This window comes from Janthinobacterium sp. PLB04, assembly GCF_021165895.1.
Classification (GTDB): Bacteria; Pseudomonadota; Gammaproteobacteria; order Burkholderiales; family Burkholderiaceae_D; genus Janthinobacterium; species Janthinobacterium lividum.
The window spans coordinates 5965080-5979744 of sequence record NZ_CP088968.1 but is presented as its reverse complement, the minus strand read 5'-3'; the positions used below and the strand labels follow the sequence as shown (position 1 = coordinate 5979744).

General features: G+C 63.1%; 16 protein-coding genes. All 16 read left to right on the top strand.

Features of this window, described 5'->3' with window-relative positions; translation table 11 throughout:
- Positions 1-88: 88 nt before the first annotated feature.
- Positions 89-1078: a 1,2-phenylacetyl-CoA epoxidase subunit PaaA gene (gene paaA, locus LSO07_RS26425; RefSeq protein ID WP_058048221.1), complete on the top strand. Its 990-nt coding sequence runs from the start codon at positions 89-91 to the stop codon at positions 1076-1078.
- A gap of 28 nt (positions 1079-1106) precedes the next feature.
- Positions 1107-1391 carry a 1,2-phenylacetyl-CoA epoxidase subunit PaaB gene (paaB, locus tag LSO07_RS26420; RefSeq protein ID WP_034746356.1) on the top strand — a complete coding sequence of 95 codons (285 nt, stop codon included), beginning with the start codon at positions 1107-1109 and terminating at the stop codon, positions 1389-1391.
- Positions 1392-1405: 14 nt separating this feature from the next.
- On the top strand, positions 1406-2158 hold the full coding sequence (paaC, locus tag LSO07_RS26415) for a 1,2-phenylacetyl-CoA epoxidase subunit PaaC (RefSeq protein WP_151097123.1): 753 nt from the start codon (positions 1406-1408) through the stop codon (positions 2156-2158).
- On the top strand, positions 2158-2691 hold the full coding sequence (gene paaD / locus LSO07_RS26410; protein ID WP_151097121.1) for a 1,2-phenylacetyl-CoA epoxidase subunit PaaD: 534 nt from the start codon (positions 2158-2160) through the stop codon (positions 2689-2691). The genes paaC and paaD overlap by 1 nt, the downstream gene beginning before the upstream one ends.
- A 40-nt stretch (positions 2692-2731) precedes the next feature.
- Complete coding sequence (gene paaE / locus LSO07_RS26405; RefSeq protein ID WP_034780398.1) at positions 2732-3811, top strand: 1,2-phenylacetyl-CoA epoxidase subunit PaaE; 1080 nt, start codon at positions 2732-2734, stop codon at positions 3809-3811.
- 50 nt (positions 3812-3861) lie between these two features.
- Positions 3862-4653 (top strand): 2-(1,2-epoxy-1,2-dihydrophenyl)acetyl-CoA isomerase PaaG, encoded by a 792-nt coding sequence (paaG, locus tag LSO07_RS26400; protein ID WP_151097119.1) that lies wholly within the window; start codon positions 3862-3864, stop codon positions 4651-4653.
- A 1-nt stretch (position 4654) separates the two neighbouring features.
- Entirely contained in the window at positions 4655-6223 is a 1569-nt protein-coding gene (gene paaH, locus LSO07_RS26395) for a 3-hydroxyacyl-CoA dehydrogenase PaaH (RefSeq protein ID WP_151097117.1), read from the top strand.
- Between the two features lie 10 nt (positions 6224-6233).
- Positions 6234-6659 carry a hydroxyphenylacetyl-CoA thioesterase PaaI gene (paaI, locus tag LSO07_RS26390; protein ID WP_370385414.1) on the top strand — a complete coding sequence of 142 codons (426 nt, stop codon included), beginning with the start codon at positions 6234-6236 and terminating at the stop codon, positions 6657-6659.
- 68 nt (positions 6660-6727) lie between these two features.
- Positions 6728-8056 carry a phenylacetate--CoA ligase PaaK gene (paaK, locus tag LSO07_RS26385; RefSeq protein ID WP_151097115.1) on the top strand — a complete coding sequence of 443 codons (1329 nt, stop codon included), beginning with the start codon at positions 6728-6730 and terminating at the stop codon, positions 8054-8056.
- 26 nt (positions 8057-8082) lie between these two features.
- Positions 8083-9288 (top strand): 3-oxoadipyl-CoA thiolase, encoded by a 1206-nt coding sequence (pcaF, locus tag LSO07_RS26380; RefSeq protein ID WP_151097113.1) that lies wholly within the window; start codon positions 8083-8085, stop codon positions 9286-9288.
- 73 nt (positions 9289-9361) lie between these two features.
- Positions 9362-10513: an ABC transporter substrate-binding protein gene (locus tag LSO07_RS26375; RefSeq protein ID WP_151097111.1), complete on the top strand. Its 1152-nt coding sequence runs from the start codon at positions 9362-9364 to the stop codon at positions 10511-10513.
- A gap of 72 nt (positions 10514-10585) precedes the next feature.
- On the top strand, positions 10586-11464 hold the full coding sequence (locus LSO07_RS26370) for a branched-chain amino acid ABC transporter permease (protein WP_034780386.1): 879 nt from the start codon (positions 10586-10588) through the stop codon (positions 11462-11464).
- Positions 11461-12444 (top strand): branched-chain amino acid ABC transporter permease, encoded by a 984-nt coding sequence (locus LSO07_RS26365; RefSeq protein WP_151097109.1) that lies wholly within the window; start codon positions 11461-11463, stop codon positions 12442-12444. Before LSO07_RS26370 ends, LSO07_RS26365 begins: the two co-directional genes overlap by 4 nt.
- A gap of 1 nt (position 12445) precedes the next feature.
- Entirely contained in the window at positions 12446-13201 is a 756-nt protein-coding gene (locus LSO07_RS26360) for an ABC transporter ATP-binding protein (protein ID WP_034780381.1), read from the top strand.
- Positions 13201-13932 carry an ABC transporter ATP-binding protein gene (locus tag LSO07_RS26355; protein ID WP_099394905.1) on the top strand — a complete coding sequence of 244 codons (732 nt, stop codon included), beginning with the start codon at positions 13201-13203 and terminating at the stop codon, positions 13930-13932. The genes LSO07_RS26360 and LSO07_RS26355 overlap by 1 nt, the downstream gene beginning before the upstream one ends.
- Positions 13933-14022: 90 nt before the next feature.
- Positions 14023-14637, top strand: coding sequence for a phenylacetic acid degradation protein PaaY (paaY, locus tag LSO07_RS26350; protein ID WP_151097106.1), 615 nt, complete (start codon positions 14023-14025; stop codon positions 14635-14637).
- Positions 14638-14665 lie beyond the last annotated feature (28 nt).

The window sequence follows — 14665 nt, the reverse complement described above, 5'->3', positions numbered from 1 at the left end:
TCAAGTGTATGCAAATCGTTTTTTGTATCGTATTATCTGTTCATCGCACCGCGTTGCTGCGCAAAATCAAAGACATGGGAGACAGATCATGTACGCACAAATGGTTGAAACCGGCCTCAAGAACGTCCGTTCCCTCGACGACATGGGCCAGGAAGAGCGCGCTTTTCAGGCACGCATCGACGAAGGCATCAAGATCGAGGCCAAGGACTGGATGCCTGACGCCTACCGCAAGACCCTGATCCGCCAGATTTCGCAGCACGCGCACTCGGAAATCGTCGGCCAATTGCCCGAAGGTAACTGGGTCACGCGCGCGCCGACCCTGAAACGCAAGTCCATCCTGCTGGCCAAGATCCAGGACGAAGCGGGCCACGGCCTGTATCTGTACAGCGCCGCGGAAACCCTGGGCGTGTCGCGCGACGACTTGCTGGCCGCCTTGCACTCGGGCAAAGCCAAGTATTCCAGCATCTTTAATTATCCGACCCTGTCGTGGGCCGACATGGGCGCCATCGGCTGGCTGGTCGACGGTTCCGCCATCATCAACCAGATTCCCCTGTGCCGCTGCTCGTATGGACCGTATGCGCGCGCCATGATCCGCGTCTGCAAGGAAGAATCGTTCCATGCGCGCCAGGGCTACGACATCATGATGTCGCTGTGCAAGGGTACGCCGGCGCAGAAAGCCATGGCGCAGGATGCGCTGAACCGCTGGTGGTGGCCATCGCTGATGATGTTCGGCCCGTCCGACGCCGCCTCCGTCAACAGCGCCCAATCGGCGCAATGGCGCATCAAGCTGTTCTCGAACGATGAATTGCGCCAGCGCATGGTCGACCAGACCGTGCCGCAAATCGAATACCTGGGCTTGACCGTGCCCGATCCCGACCTGAAGTTCAACGCCGAAACGGGCCACTATGAATTCGGCGAGATCGACTGGTCCGAGTTCAACAATGTCCTCAAGGGCAATGGCCCATGCAACCGCGAACGCCTGCAAACGCGCGTGAAAGCGTATGAAGACGGTGCATGGTTCCGCGATGCCTTGGTCGCGTATGCAGACAAGCAAGCTGCTAACAAAGCGGCAGCGTAAATACATAAGACAGATAGGGGATAGCAACATGAGCAAAGAATGGCCTTTGTGGGAAGTTTTCATCCGCAGCCAGCACGGCCTGGCGCACAAGCATGTGGGCAGCCTGCACGCTTCCGACGCCACCATGGCGGTCAACCATGCGCGCGACGTCTACACGCGCCGCAATGAAGGCGTGAGTATCTGGGTGGTGCGCGCGGCCGATATCGTCGCCAGCAGCCCCGGCGACAAGGGCGCCCTGTTCGAGCCGTCGAACAGCAAGGTGTACCGCCATCCCACCTTCTTCCCGATGCCGGAAGAAGTCAAGAACCTGTGATGGGAGCGCCGGCAATGGATGACAAAGTTAACTACTTGCTGCGCCTGGGCGACAACGCCCTGATCCTCAGCCAGCAGCTGTCTCAGCTGTGCGGCAAGGGTCCCGCGCTGGAAGAAGACATGGCGCTGACCAACGTGGCGCTGGACTTGCTGGGCCAGACGCGTCTGTGGTTCAGCTATGCGGCCGAACTGGAAAACGCGGGCCGCGACGAGGACGACATCGCCTTCCTGCGCGACGCCCACGATTTCAAGAACTGCCTGCTGGTCGAACAGCCGAACGGCAATTATGCCGACACCATGATGCGCCAGTTCTTCTTCGACAGCTGGCACTACTTCCAGCTGCTGGAACTGACGAAATCGACGGATGCGCGCATCGTCGAAGTGGCGCAAAAGTCGATCAAGGAAGTGACCTATCACCTGCGCCGCAGCGGTGACCTGATCGTGCGCCTCGGCGACGGCACGGCCGACAGCCATGCCAAGACGCAGGCTGCCGCCGACAAGCTGTGGATGTACACGGGCGAGATGTTCAAGTACGACGCCGTCGACCAGGCCATGGTCGCCGCCGGCATCGCGCCGCCATCGGACGTGCTGCGCCGGGCTTTCCTGGAGCACGTGGCCGAGATCTTCGCCGAAGCGACGCTTGTCATGCCGGCGCCCGACGCCTGGATGCAAAAGGGTGGCAAGCAGGGCACGCACACGGAGCATCTGGGTTTTATCCTGGCCGAGATGCAGTTCCTGCAGCGTGCCTATCCCGGGGCGGAGTGGTAATGAACACGGCCGCTGGCGCTGCGGCGCTGGACGCCGCCCAGGTCTGGGCCTGGCTCGGCGACGTCGCGGACCCGGAAATCCCCGTCATTTCGGTGGTGGACCTGGGCATCGTGCGCGCCGTCGAAGTCACGGATGGCGACGCATGCATCGTGACGATCACGCCCACGTATTCGGGCTGCCCGGCCATGCAGGTGATCGCCGACGCCGTCACGGATGCCTTGCGCAGCCATGGCGTGGCCAAGGTGACCCTGGTGAACCAGCTGGCGCCCGCATGGACCACGGACTGGATGAGCGAAGCGGGCAAGGCCAAGCTGAAAGGCTATGGCATCGCCCCGCCGCAGCAGCAGGTGATCGACATCAGCGGCTTGAAGGGTGGCGTCAGGCGCCAAACGATGCCAAAGCTGGACGTGATCTGCCCGAACTGCGGCTCGACGCATACGCAGCTGACCAGCCAGTTCGGCTCCACGCCGTGCAAGGCCCTGTACAAGTGCCTGGCTTGCCGCGAACCGTTTGACTACTTCAAGTGCCACTAAAAAAATCAGGCACACGTTCCGAAGAAACTGGAGATGAAGCATGAGTAAATTTTATCCGCTGTGCGTAGCGAACGTGCGCAACGAAACGCGCGACACCATCGCCGTCACGTTCGACGTGCCAGCCGAGCTGCAGCAGCAGTTCCGCTTCCAGCAGGGCCAGCACCTGACCCTGCGCGCCAATATCAATGCGGAAGACGTGCGCCGCTCGTATTCCATCTGCTCGGCGGTGCAGGACGGCACCCTGCGCGTGGCCATCAAGCGCACGCCGGGCGGCGCCTTCTCCACCTGGGCGAACGATACCCTGAAAGCCGGCGCCACCATCGAGGTGATGCCGCCCATGGGCCACTTCAACGTGCCGCTCGACTGCGTCAACCGCAAGCACTATCTGGCGTTCGCGGCCGGCAGCGGCATCACGCCCATCCTCTCCATCATCAAGACCACCCTGCTGACGGAACCCCTGAGCCGCTTCACCCTGTTCTACGGTAACCGCGCCTCGTCGTCCGTCATCTTCAAGGAAGAATTGACGGACTTGAAGGATGTGTACCTGGAGCGTTTGAACCTGGTCTACGTGATGAGCCGCGAGCAGCAGGACATCGAATTGTTCAACGGCCGCATCACGCAGGAAAAATGCGAGCAATTCCTGCAGCACTGGATCAAAGTCGAAGACTACGACAATGCCTTCATCTGCGGCCCGGAAGACATGATGCTCGGTGTCTCCGCTGCCCTGCAGGCGGCCGGCATGCCCAAGCAGAATATCAAGATCGAACTGTTCGCCGCCAGCATCCCGAAAAACGCCCACAAGCCGCGCGCGCAGCTCGACGCGGGCGTGGTGCAGGAAACGGAAGTGACCGTCATCATGGATGGCAACCACACCACCTTCACCATGGACAAGGACAAGGAATCCATCCTCGACGCGGGCCTGCGCCAAGGCATCGACATGCGCTACTCGTGCAAAGGCGGCGTATGTTCGACCTGCCGCTGCAAGATCCTCGACGGCAAAGTCGAAATGGATGTCAACTACGCGCTGGAAGACTACGAAGTGGCGCGCGGCTTCGTCCTCAGTTGCCAGAGTTTCCCTCTCACAGACAAGGTCGTGGTCGACTTCGACCAGGCTGAATAAGCCGGTGCAGGGCACGGGCCCTGCCTTACCTATTACACAAGCGAGACGCCATGACCTACCAAAACATCCTCTTCACCATCGAGCAGGGTATCGCCACGCTGACCCTGAACCGTCCCGACAAGCTCAATAGTTTTACGCAAGCCATGCACGAGGAAGTGCGCGACGCGATTGCGAAAGTGAACGCCGACAGTACCGTGCGCGTCTTCGTGCTGACGGGCGCGGGCCGCGGCTTTTGCGCGGGCCAGGATCTGTCCGACCGCGCCGTGGAACCTGGCTCGAAGGGCGTGGACCTGGGCGAGTCGGTGGAAAAGAACTATGCGCCGCTGGTGCTGGCCCTGAAAGCGCTGCCGATGCCCGTGATCTGCGCCGTCAACGGCGTGGCCGCCGGCGCGGGCGCCAACCTGGCGCTGGCTTGCGACATCGTCATCGCCGGCAAGTCGGCCAGCTTCGTTGAAGTGTTCTGCAAGCTGGGCCTGATCCCGGACACGGGCGGTACCTTCTTCCTGCCACGCCTGATCGGTTCCGCGCGCGCCATGGGCCTGGCCATGCTCGGTGAAAAACTGACGGCGGAAAAAGCGGAAGACTGGGGCTTGATCTGGAAATGCGTCGAGGATGCCCAACTGGCGGAAGAAACGCGCAAGCTGGCCGTGCACTTTTCCATGGCGCCGACCAAGGGCCTGGCCTACACCAAGCAGGCACTGGCTGCCAGCGGCGCCAATACCTTGCCGCAGCAGCTGGCGCTGGAAGCGCGCATGATGAGCGATCTTGGTAACAGCGACGATTACCGCGAAGGCGTTGCCGCCTTCATGGAAAAGCGCGCACCGCAATTCAAGGGACATTGATATGGCAGCTTTGGACAACAACAGTATCGTCGCCGTCATCGGCAGCGGCGCCATGGGTGCCGGCATCGCGCAGGTGGCCGCCGCCGCCGGTTACCGCGTAAAACTGTACGACACGCGCGCAGAAGCCGTCAGCAAGGCTTTGCTTGATATCGGCAAGATGTATGCGAAGCTGGCCGAGAAGGGCCGCATGACGTTTGACGAAGCCACTGCCGCCACGGCGCGCCTGCAGGCGGCCGGCAGCCTGGCCGATGTGAGCGATGCATCCCTGGTGGTGGAAGCCATCGTGGAAAACCTCGACGTCAAGCGCGGCCTGTTCGCGGAACTGGAAGCGCTGGTCGGCGACGACTGCATTCTGGCGACGAATACGTCGTCGATTTCCGTCACGGCCATCGCCGCCAAGCTGCGCCGCCCGGAACGCCTGGTCGGCATGCATTTCTTTAATCCCGTACCTCTGATGGCGCTGGTCGAAGTGATCAGTGGCCTGGCCACCAGCGAGCAAGTGGCCGCCACCGTGTATGACACGTCGATTGCCTGGGGCAAGAACCCCGTGCATGCAAAATCGACGCCCGGCTTCATCGTCAACCGTGTCGCCCGTCCGTTTTACGCGGAAGGCTGGCGCCTGCTGAACGAACAGGCGGGTGACGCCGCCACCATCGACGCCGTGCTGCGCGAAGCGGGCGGTTTCCGCATGGGGCCATTCGAATTGATGGACCTGATCGGCCACGACGTCAATTTCTCCGTCACGCAATCCGTGTTCGGCGCCTATTTCAACGACCCGCGCTTCACGCCGTCCGTGCTGCAGCAGGAAATGGTCAACGCCGGTTTCCTCGGCCGCAAATCGGGCCGCGGTTTTTACCTGTATGGTGAAGGCGTTGCTGCCCCCGTGGCGCAGGCGGAAGGCGCGCAGGCCAAGCCCGAATTCGTCGCCCTGTCGGCCGCCATCGGCGGCGATGGCCGTGGCCACAGCGGCATCATCCACAGCCTGGTGCAGCGCCTGGAGCAGGCGGGCATCACCGTCAGCCGCCGCGTGACGCAGGAAGGCCAGGCAAACGACGAGGCGCCGGCCCTGCATTGCCATGGCGCCGCGATTTACCTGACCGATGGCCGCAGCGCCACCCAGCGCGCGCACGACAACCAGCATCCGGACACGGTGCTGTTCGACCTGGCGCTCGATTATGCCGGTGCCAGGCGCATTGCCGTGGCCCGCGCGGACCAGTGCAGCGACGCCGCCTATGCGGCTGTCGTCGGCCTGTTCCAGGCGGCCGGTTTCATCGTCACGCGCCTGGACGACGTGCCTGGCCTGGCCGTCATGCGCACTGTCGCCATGCTGGCCAACGAGGCGGCCGACGCCGTCAACCAGGGCGTGTGCACGGTGGCCGCCGTCGATATCGCCATGCAGAAGGGCGTCAACTATCCGCGCGGACCGCTGGCCTGGGCCGATGCCGTCGGCGTCCAGCACATCGTGTCGGTGCTGCACCACCTGGCGCAAGGCTATGGCGAAGACCGCTACCGGGTCTCGCCGCTGCTGCGCCGCAAACTTGCCAATGGAGATCGCTTCCATGCCGAATGAAGACCACAACATGACCGCACAAGCCCTGGCCGAAGCGGCCGCTGCCTCCATGCTGTCGCGCGATAACGCCACCGCCGCCATGGGCATCGCCCTGGCCGAAGTGGGCCCTGGCCATGCGCGCATGACGATGACGGTGCGTCCAGACATGCTCAATGGCCACCAGACCTGCCATGGCGGTTTTATCTTTGCCCTGGCCGACAGCGCCTTCGCCTTTGCCTGCAACAGCTACAACATGAACACCGTGGGAGCCGGCTGCACCATCGATTACCTGGCGCCGGGCCGCGAAGGCGACGTGCTGACGGCGCACGCCGTCGAGCAGGCGCTGGCCGGCAAGAGCGGCGTCTACGACGTCAAGGTCAGCAACCAGGAAGGGCGCGCCATCGCGCTCTTCCGTGGCAAGTCGATTCGCGTGGCGGGTGAAGTCATCAGCAATTGAAGGTACGAGAGCAGGCTTGAACTGCCGGAACGAATTACATAGTTATAGAACCGAATCAGGAGACAGAGATGGTCCAGAGAACCCCAGCACCGAATGACCTCGAGCCGATCGAGCGTGCCAGCAAGGATGAACTGCAGGCGCTGCAGCTCGAACGCATGCAATGGACGCTCAAGCACGCGTATGACAACGTGCCCCATTACCGCGCCGCTTTTGACGAAGCGGGCGTGCATCCGGACGACCTGAAATCGCTGTCCGACCTGGCCAAATTCCCGTTCACCGATAAAAAGGTCTTGCGCGACAATTACCCGTTCGGCCTGTTCGCCGTGCCGCGCGAGCAAGTGGTGCGCATCCACGCGTCCAGCGGCACCACGGGCAAGGCCACGGTGGTCGGCTACACGCAGAACGACATCGATACCTGGGCCAACGTGGTGGCGCGCTCGATCCGCGCCGGCGGCGGCCGCGCGGGCGACATGGTGCATATCTCCTACGGCTATGGCCTGTTCACGGGCGGCCTGGGCGCGCATTACGGCGCCGAGCGCCTGGGTTGCACGGTCATTCCGATGTCCGGCGGGCAGACGGAAAAGCAGGTGCAACTGATCCAGGATTTCAAACCGTCGATCATCATGGTTACGCCATCGTACATGCTCAACATCATCGAGGAATTCACGCGCCAGGGTCTGGACCCGGCCGAATCGTCGCTGAAGGTGGGCATCTTCGGTGCCGAGCCGTGGACGGACGCCATGCGTGCGGAAATCGAGGCGCGTGCCGGCATCGACGCCGTCGACATCTACGGCCTGTCCGAAGTGATGGGCCCTGGCGTGGCATCCGAATGCATCGAAAGCAAGGACGGTCCCGTCATCTGGGAAGACCATTTTTACCCGGAAATCATCGATCCGGAAACGGGCGAAGTGCTGCCGGACGGCGAAGAGGGCGAACTGGTGTTTACCTCGCTGTCGAAAGAAGCGCTGCCCATCATCCGCTACCGCACGCGCGACCTGACCCGCTTGCTGCCGCCGACATCGCGCTCGATGCGCCGCATCGGCAAGATCACGGGCCGCTCGGACGACATGCTGATCATCCGCGGCGTGAACGTCTTCCCCACGCAGATCGAAGAGCTGATCCTAAAAATGCCGAAGCTGGCGCCACAGTATCAATTGGTGGTCACGCGCGACGGCCACCTTGACAAGCTGGAAGTGGTGGCCGAGCTGCGTATCGACCTCACTGCCACCATCTCGGCCAGTGAAACGGACGCGCTGGCGCGCGAGCTGGAACACCGCATCAAGACACACGTGGGCGTGAGCACGCGCGTGCGCCTCGTGGCCGCCGCCGGCATCGAACGCACCCTGACGGGCAAGGCCCGCCGCGTGGTTGACCAGCGCCCGAAGATTTTTTCCTGATAGCCCGCCCGAACAAGGAACCAGACATGAATGACGCTTTTATCTGTGACGCCGTACGCACCCCGTTTGGCCGCTATGGCGGCGCGCTGTCCAGCGTGCGCGCGGACGACCTGGGTGCGCTGCCGATTGCCGCGCTGATCGCCCGCAACCCGTCCGTCGACTGGGCCGCCATCGACGACGTCTTCTACGGCTGCGCCAATCAGGCGGGCGAGGACAATCGCAACGTGGGCCGCATGGCTGCGCTGCTGGCCGGCTTGCCGGCGGCAGTGCCCGCCAATACCATCAACCGCCTGTGCGGCTCCAGCCTGGATGCCGTCGGCATGGCTGCCCGTTCCATCAAGGCGGGCGAGGCGGAACTGATCATCGCCGGTGGCGTGGAAAGCATGACGCGCGCGCCTTTCGTGATGGGCAAGGCCGACAGCGCGTTTTCGCGCGCGGCGAAAATCGAAGACACGACCCTGGGCTGGCGTTTTGTGAACGGCAAGATGAAGGCACAGTACGGCATCGACACCATGCCGGAAACGGCGGAAAACGTGGCCGTGGAATTTGGCATCAGCCGCGCCGACCAGGATGCGCTGGCCCTGCGCAGCCAGCAGCGCTGGGCGGCCGCCCACGCGGCAGGCGTGTTCGAGCGCGAGATCGTGCCTGTCGCCGTGCCGCAAAAAAAAGGCGAGCCGAAGATGGTCACGAGCGACGAACATCCGCGTCCCGATACCTCGCTGGACATGCTGGCAAAGCTCAAGGGCGTGGTCAAGCCGGACGGCACGGTCACGGCCGGCAATGCCTCGGGCTTGAACGATGGCGCCTGCGCCATCCTGCTGGCGTCCGCCGCCGCCGTCGACAAATACAAACTGACGCCGCGCGCAAAAGTGCTGGGCATGGCCACGGCCGGCCTGGCGCCGCGCATCATGGGCTTTGGTCCATCGCCCGCGTCGCGCAAGGTGCTGGCGCAAACGGGATTGAGCATCGAGCAGATGGACGTGATCGAACTCAATGAAGCGTTTGCGGCGCAGGCACTGGCGGTGACGCGCGACCTGGGGCTGGCGGACGATGCGGCCCACGTAAATCCGAATGGCGGTGCGATCGCCATCGGCCACCCGCTGGGCGCATCGGGCGCGCGCCTGGTGATGGCGGCCCTGAACCAGCTGGAACGCACGGGCGGCCGTTATGCGCTGTGCACCATGTGCATCGGCGTGGGGCAGGGTATTGCCGTCGTTATTGAACGCGTATAAAAGCAGTATATAAAACAAGGTGCAAGATAGCACCACCCAATTTGACCGTAGTGCCAACCTGGTGGAGACCACAATGATTGCCAATATCTTCAAGAAAACCCTGATCGCCGGCGTGCTGGCCATGTCCGCCGTGGGCGCGTATGCGGCCGATAACATCAAGATCGGTTCCGTGCTGTCCGTCACGGGGCCTGCCGCCTTCCTGGGCGACCCGGAACTGAAAACCCTGCAGCTGTATATCGAGAAGATCAACGCGGCCGGCGGCGTCCTGGGACGCAAGCTGGAACTCGTGCATTACGATGACGGCAGCGATGCCGCCAAGGCCAACGGTTTCACCAAGCGCCTGATCGAGTCCGACAAGGTCGATGTACTGATCGGCGGCACCACCACCGGCGCGACGATGGCGATGGCGCCGCTGGTGGAGCGCGCCAGCATGCCGTTCATGTCGCTGGCGGGCGCCGTGGTCATCATCGATCCGGTCAAGAAATGGGTGTTCAAGACGCCGCATACGGATCGCATGGCGGCAGAGAAGGTATTCGAGGACATGAAGAAGCGCGGCATCAGCAAGGTGGGCCTGCTGTCGGAAACGAGCGGCTTTGGCGCTTCGGGCCGCAAGGAATCGCAGATCGTCGCCTCGAAATACGGCATCACCCTGGTGGCCGATGAAACCTACGGCCCGAAAGACACGGACATCACTGCGCAGCTCACGCGCATCAAGAATACTGCTGGCGTGCAAGCCGTCTTCGTCTTCGGCCTGGGCCAGGGCCCGGCGGTCGTGACCAAGAACTATGGCCAGCTGGGGATGGCCGCGCTGCCGCTGTACCAGTCGCATGGCGTGGCGTCCGACGAATACCTGAAACTGTCGGGCAAGGCCGCCGAAGGCGTGCGCCTGCCGACGCCAGCCCTCCTGATCGGCGCCATGCTGCCGGACAGCGATGCGCAAAAGGCGATCGTCGTCGGCTACGACAAGACGTATAAGGACCGCTACAAGATCGACCCATCGACCTTTGGCGGCTATGCGCTCGACGCCCTGAACCTGTCGGTCGACGCCATCAAGCGCGCCGGCGGCACGGACCGCGAAAAAGTGCGGGCGGCGCTGGAGTCGACCAAGGGTTTTGTCGGCACCACCGGCGTCTTCAACATGTCGGCCAAAGACCACATGGGCCTGGATCTGTCGGCTTTCCGCATGGTCGAAGTGAAGAACGGCGAATGGCAATTGTCGAAATGATGTAAGCCAGAAGTACCTGCGCGGGCCGCCCTCGAAGGCGGTCCGCGCATAGCCGAACATAATGGAGACACCATGGAAGTCGCACAATTTCTACAATTTCTGTATTCCGGGATGACGGTCGGTTCCGCCTACGCGCTGGCGGCGCTGGGCTTCACCATCATCTACAACACCAGCGGCGTGATCAATTTCGCCCAGGGCGAATTCATCATGCTGGGCGGGATGCTGGCTGCAGTGATGTCGGCCGCCGGCGTGCCGCTGCCGCTGGCCATCATCCTGGCCGTCATCGCCACCGGTATCGTTGGCCTGCTGATGGAAAAAACCGTGATCGAACCGGCGCAAAATGCACAGGTCATCACGCTCCTGATCATCACCATTGGCGCCTCGCTCGTGCTGCGCGGCCTGGTGCAAATCTGGCTGGGCAAGGACACGCATTCGCTGCCCGCGTTTTCCGGCGACGCGCCGATCGAATTCCTGGGCGCCAGCCTGCTGCCGCAAAGCCTGTGGGTGCTGGGCGTCACCGTCGTCATCGTGCTGGTGCTGGGCTGGTTCTTCGGCCGCACGCTGATGGGCAAGGCCATGCTGGCCACCTCGCACAACAAGCTGGCCGCGCAACTGGTGGGCATCAACACGCGCAAGGTGCTGCTGTTTTCGTTCGGCCTGTCGGCCCTGCTGGGCGCTGCCGGCGGCATCCTCGTTGCACCGATCACGTACACCTCGTATGACGCGGGCATCATGCTGGGCCTGAAAGGCTTTGTCGCCGCCGTCCTCGGCGGCCTGGGTGGCGGCGCGGGCGCGATTGCCGGTGGCCTGATCCTCGGCATCGCCGAAGCCATGACGGCCGGCTACATCTCGTCGGCTTATAAAGATGCCGTCCCCTTCGTGCTGATTTTATTGATCCTGTTCTTCCTGCCGCAAGGCTTGTTTGGCGCTAAAAATTCGGAGCGTGTATGAAGAGTTTCTTTGCCCGCTCACGCCACGGTGGCCTGTTGTTGCTGGCCCTGGTACTGGCCATCCTGCCCCTGTTCCTCACCAATGCGTTCTATTATGACGTGGCGATCCGCATTGCCCTGAACGCCATCGTCGTCATCGGCCTGAACCTGCTGATGGGCTATACGGGCCAGATCAGCCTGGGCCACGCCGGTTTCTACGGCCTGGGCGCGTATGCGTCTGCCGTGCTGACCACCCACTACAACTGGCCGCCGCTGGCCGCGCTGGCCGCAGGAGCGGTTGCCACGGGCTTGCTGGCCCTGCTGCTGGCGCGTCCCGTGCTGAAACTCAAGGGCCACACCCTGGCCATGGCGACCCTGGGCCTGGGCATCATCATTTCCATCGTCATCAACAACGAGACGCAGTGGACGGGCGGCCCTGACGGCATCGGCGTGTCCGCCTTCTCGGTCGCCGGGCTGGAAATCGCCGGCGAAAAATCGTGGTACATCCTGTGCGCCGTGCTGCTGTTGCTGGTGACGTGGCTGGCCCTGAACCTGATCGATTCGCCTGTCGGCCGCGCGCTGCAGGCCATCCACGGTTCGGAAGTGGCGGCCCGCGTGGTCGGCGTCGATACGACCCGCTTCAAGGTACGCGTGTTCGTGCTGTCGGCTGTCATTGCCAGCATCGCGGGCAGCATCAGTGCCCATTACATCGGTTTCATCACGCCCAACCTGGCGGGCTTCTTCCACTCGATCGAGCTGGTGACGATGGTGGTGGTGGGCGGCATGGCGTCGATCTTCGGCTCCATCATCGGCGCGGCCCTGCTGACGATCCTGCCGCAGCTGCTGTCCAGTTTTGAAGGCTGGGAAACGGTGGTGTTTGGCGTGATCTTGATGGCTACCATGATCTTCATGCCGAAAGGCCTCGTGCCCAGCCTGGCCAGCCGTTCGCGCAAGCGGGCCGCCACGCCCAAGGCGCCCGTCAAATCCGCGCAGGAGGTGTGAGATGCTGACGATTAACAATCTGAGCAAGAGCTTCGGCGGCGTGCACGCGGTGCAGGATGTGAGCTTTACCGTCAAGGAGGGTAATATCCACTCCGTCATCGGTCCCAATGGCGCCGGCAAGACGACCCTGTTCAACCTGATCACGGGCGTCTACACGCCGAGCAAGGGCGAAATCCTGCTCAATGGCGAGAACGTGGCCGCCATGCCGCCCGATGCGCTGGCGCGGCGCGGCATGAGCCGCACCTTCCAGAACCTGCAAGTGTGCATGAACATGACGGCCATCGACAATGTGATGGTGGGCGCGCATCTGCGCCTGAACCAGAACCTGTTCGCTTCCATGCTGCGTTTGCCGTCCGTGCGCCGCGCGGATGCGGCTTGCCGCGACGAGGCGGCGGGCCTGATGGAATTCGTCGGCGTGGGCCGGCATATCGATGACGAGGCGGGACAGATGTCGTATGGCGCCTTGAAGCGCCTGGAAATTGCCCGCGCGCTGGCGGCCAAGCCGAAAGTGCTGCTGCTCGATGAACCGGCCGCGGGCCTGAACCACACGGAAACGGGCGAGATCGAAACCTTGATCCGCAAGGTGGCGCAATCGGGCGTGACGGTGGTGCTGGTCGAGCATGACATGAAACTGGTGATGAATCTGTCGGACCATATCCTGGTGCTCGACTATGGCAAGAAGCTGGCCGAAGGGACCGCCGCCGAAGTGCGCGCCAATCCCGACGTGGTGGCGGCATATCTGGGGGTGGCGGCATGATGACAATGGAAAAACCTCAGACTCCGCTGGTGCTCGATATCGCCGGTCTGACCAGTCACTATGGCCGCATCCAGGCCTTGCACGGCATCGACCTGCAAGTGCGTCAGGGCCAGCTGGTGGCGCTGGTGGGCGCGAATGGCGCCGGCAAGACTACCCTGCTGCGGGCGATCTCCGGCGTGCAGCCGATCAGCGCCGGCAGCATCGCCTTCGCCGGCCAGGACGTCAGCCGCATGAGCGCCGACAAGCGCGTGCGCGCCGGCATCTGCCAGGTGCCGGAAGGGCGGCAAGTGTTCGGTCCCATGACGGTGGAAGACAACCTGCGCCTGGGCGCGTTTACACGCCCACCGCAGGACGTGGCCGGTGACATGGAGCGCATGTACGGCCTGTTCCCGATCCTGAAGGAAAAGCGCTTGCTGCTGGCCGGGACGTTATCGGGTGGACAGCAGCAGATGCTGGCCATGGCGCGCGCGCTGATGGGCCGCCCGCAACTGCTGCTGCTCGATGAGCCGAGCATGGGCCTGGCACCGCTCCTGATCGCCGAAATCTTCCGCATCGTGGCCGAGCTGCGCGACCAGGGCATCACCATCTTCCTCGTCGAGCAGAACGCGCACGCCGCCCTGTCGATCGCCGACGTCGGCTACGTGATCGAGACGGGCGCCATCACGTTGTCCGGTCCGGGGCCTGAATTGCTGCATAACGAGCAGGTACAGAGCGCTTATCTGGGGATGTGAGGACAGCAGCGGAGGGCTGGGGTCTGACCCCAGTTTTCCGCTGCGTCTAGTAATAACGTGCGTGGCACGAAAGATGAATAGGAGCGCAACATGGTCAAAGTCTACGAAATCAACGGCGTCACCCCCGTCGTCCACCCCAGCGCCTATGTGCACCCATCGGCCGTGCTGATCGGTGACGTGATCGTCGGTCCGCGCTGCTATATCGGTCCGCTGGCCTCGATCCGCGGCGACTTCGGCCGCCTGATCCTGGAAGAGGGCGCGAACCTGCAGGACACCTGCGTCATGCACGGCTTCCCCGGCTGCGACACGGTGGTCGAAGTCGACGGCCATGTCGGCCATGGTGCCGTGCTGCATGGCTGCCGCATCGGCCGCAATGCGCTCGTCGGCATGAACGCCGTGGTGATGGATAACGCCGTCATCGGCGAGGAATCCATCGTCGCGGCCATGAGTTTTGTGAAGGCGGGCATGATCGTCGCGCCGCGCAGCATGGTGGTGGGCACGCCGGCCAAGATCATCCGCGCGCTGACCGACGATGAAATCAAATGGAAAAGCTCGGGAACGGGCCAATATCACGAACTGACCGTGCGTTCCATGCAGACGATGCGTGAGGTGGAGGCCCTGACGGAAGTCGAGGCCGGCCGCCAGCGCCTGAATTTCGAATCCGCCTTGCCGCTGCATTTGCACAAGAACGCAGCAGCGCAGTAAGCAAGCAGTAAACCAACATAGGAGTAAA

Excerpts from the sequence above, each read along its gene's own strand:
- paaA (WP_058048221.1), top strand. The coding sequence starts at position 89 with ATGTACGCACAAATGGTTGAAACCGGCCTCAAGAACGTCCGTTCCCTC.
- paaB (WP_034746356.1), top strand. The coding sequence starts at position 1,107 with ATGAGCAAAGAATGGCCTTTGTGGGAAGTTTTCATCCGCAGCCAGCAC.
- paaC (WP_151097123.1), top strand. The coding sequence starts at position 1,406 with ATGGATGACAAAGTTAACTACTTGCTGCGCCTGGGCGACAACGCCCTG.
- paaD (WP_151097121.1), top strand. The coding sequence starts at position 2,158 with ATGAACACGGCCGCTGGCGCTGCGGCGCTGGACGCCGCCCAGGTCTGG.
- paaE (WP_034780398.1), top strand. The coding sequence starts at position 2,732 with ATGAGTAAATTTTATCCGCTGTGCGTAGCGAACGTGCGCAACGAAACG.
- paaG (WP_151097119.1), top strand. The coding sequence starts at position 3,862 with ATGACCTACCAAAACATCCTCTTCACCATCGAGCAGGGTATCGCCACG.
- paaH (WP_151097117.1), top strand. The coding sequence starts at position 4,655 with ATGGCAGCTTTGGACAACAACAGTATCGTCGCCGTCATCGGCAGCGGC.
- paaI (WP_370385414.1), top strand. The coding sequence starts at position 6,234 with ATGACCGCACAAGCCCTGGCCGAAGCGGCCGCTGCCTCCATGCTGTCG.
- paaK (WP_151097115.1), top strand. The coding sequence starts at position 6,728 with ATGGTCCAGAGAACCCCAGCACCGAATGACCTCGAGCCGATCGAGCGT.
- pcaF (WP_151097113.1), top strand. The coding sequence starts at position 8,083 with ATGAATGACGCTTTTATCTGTGACGCCGTACGCACCCCGTTTGGCCGC.
- LSO07_RS26375 (WP_151097111.1), top strand. The coding sequence starts at position 9,362 with ATGATTGCCAATATCTTCAAGAAAACCCTGATCGCCGGCGTGCTGGCC.
- LSO07_RS26370 (WP_034780386.1), top strand. The coding sequence starts at position 10,586 with ATGGAAGTCGCACAATTTCTACAATTTCTGTATTCCGGGATGACGGTC.
- LSO07_RS26365 (WP_151097109.1), top strand. The coding sequence starts at position 11,461 with ATGAAGAGTTTCTTTGCCCGCTCACGCCACGGTGGCCTGTTGTTGCTG.
- LSO07_RS26360 (WP_034780381.1), top strand. The coding sequence starts at position 12,446 with ATGCTGACGATTAACAATCTGAGCAAGAGCTTCGGCGGCGTGCACGCG.
- LSO07_RS26355 (WP_099394905.1), top strand. The coding sequence starts at position 13,201 with ATGACAATGGAAAAACCTCAGACTCCGCTGGTGCTCGATATCGCCGGT.
- paaY (WP_151097106.1), top strand. The coding sequence starts at position 14,023 with ATGGTCAAAGTCTACGAAATCAACGGCGTCACCCCCGTCGTCCACCCC.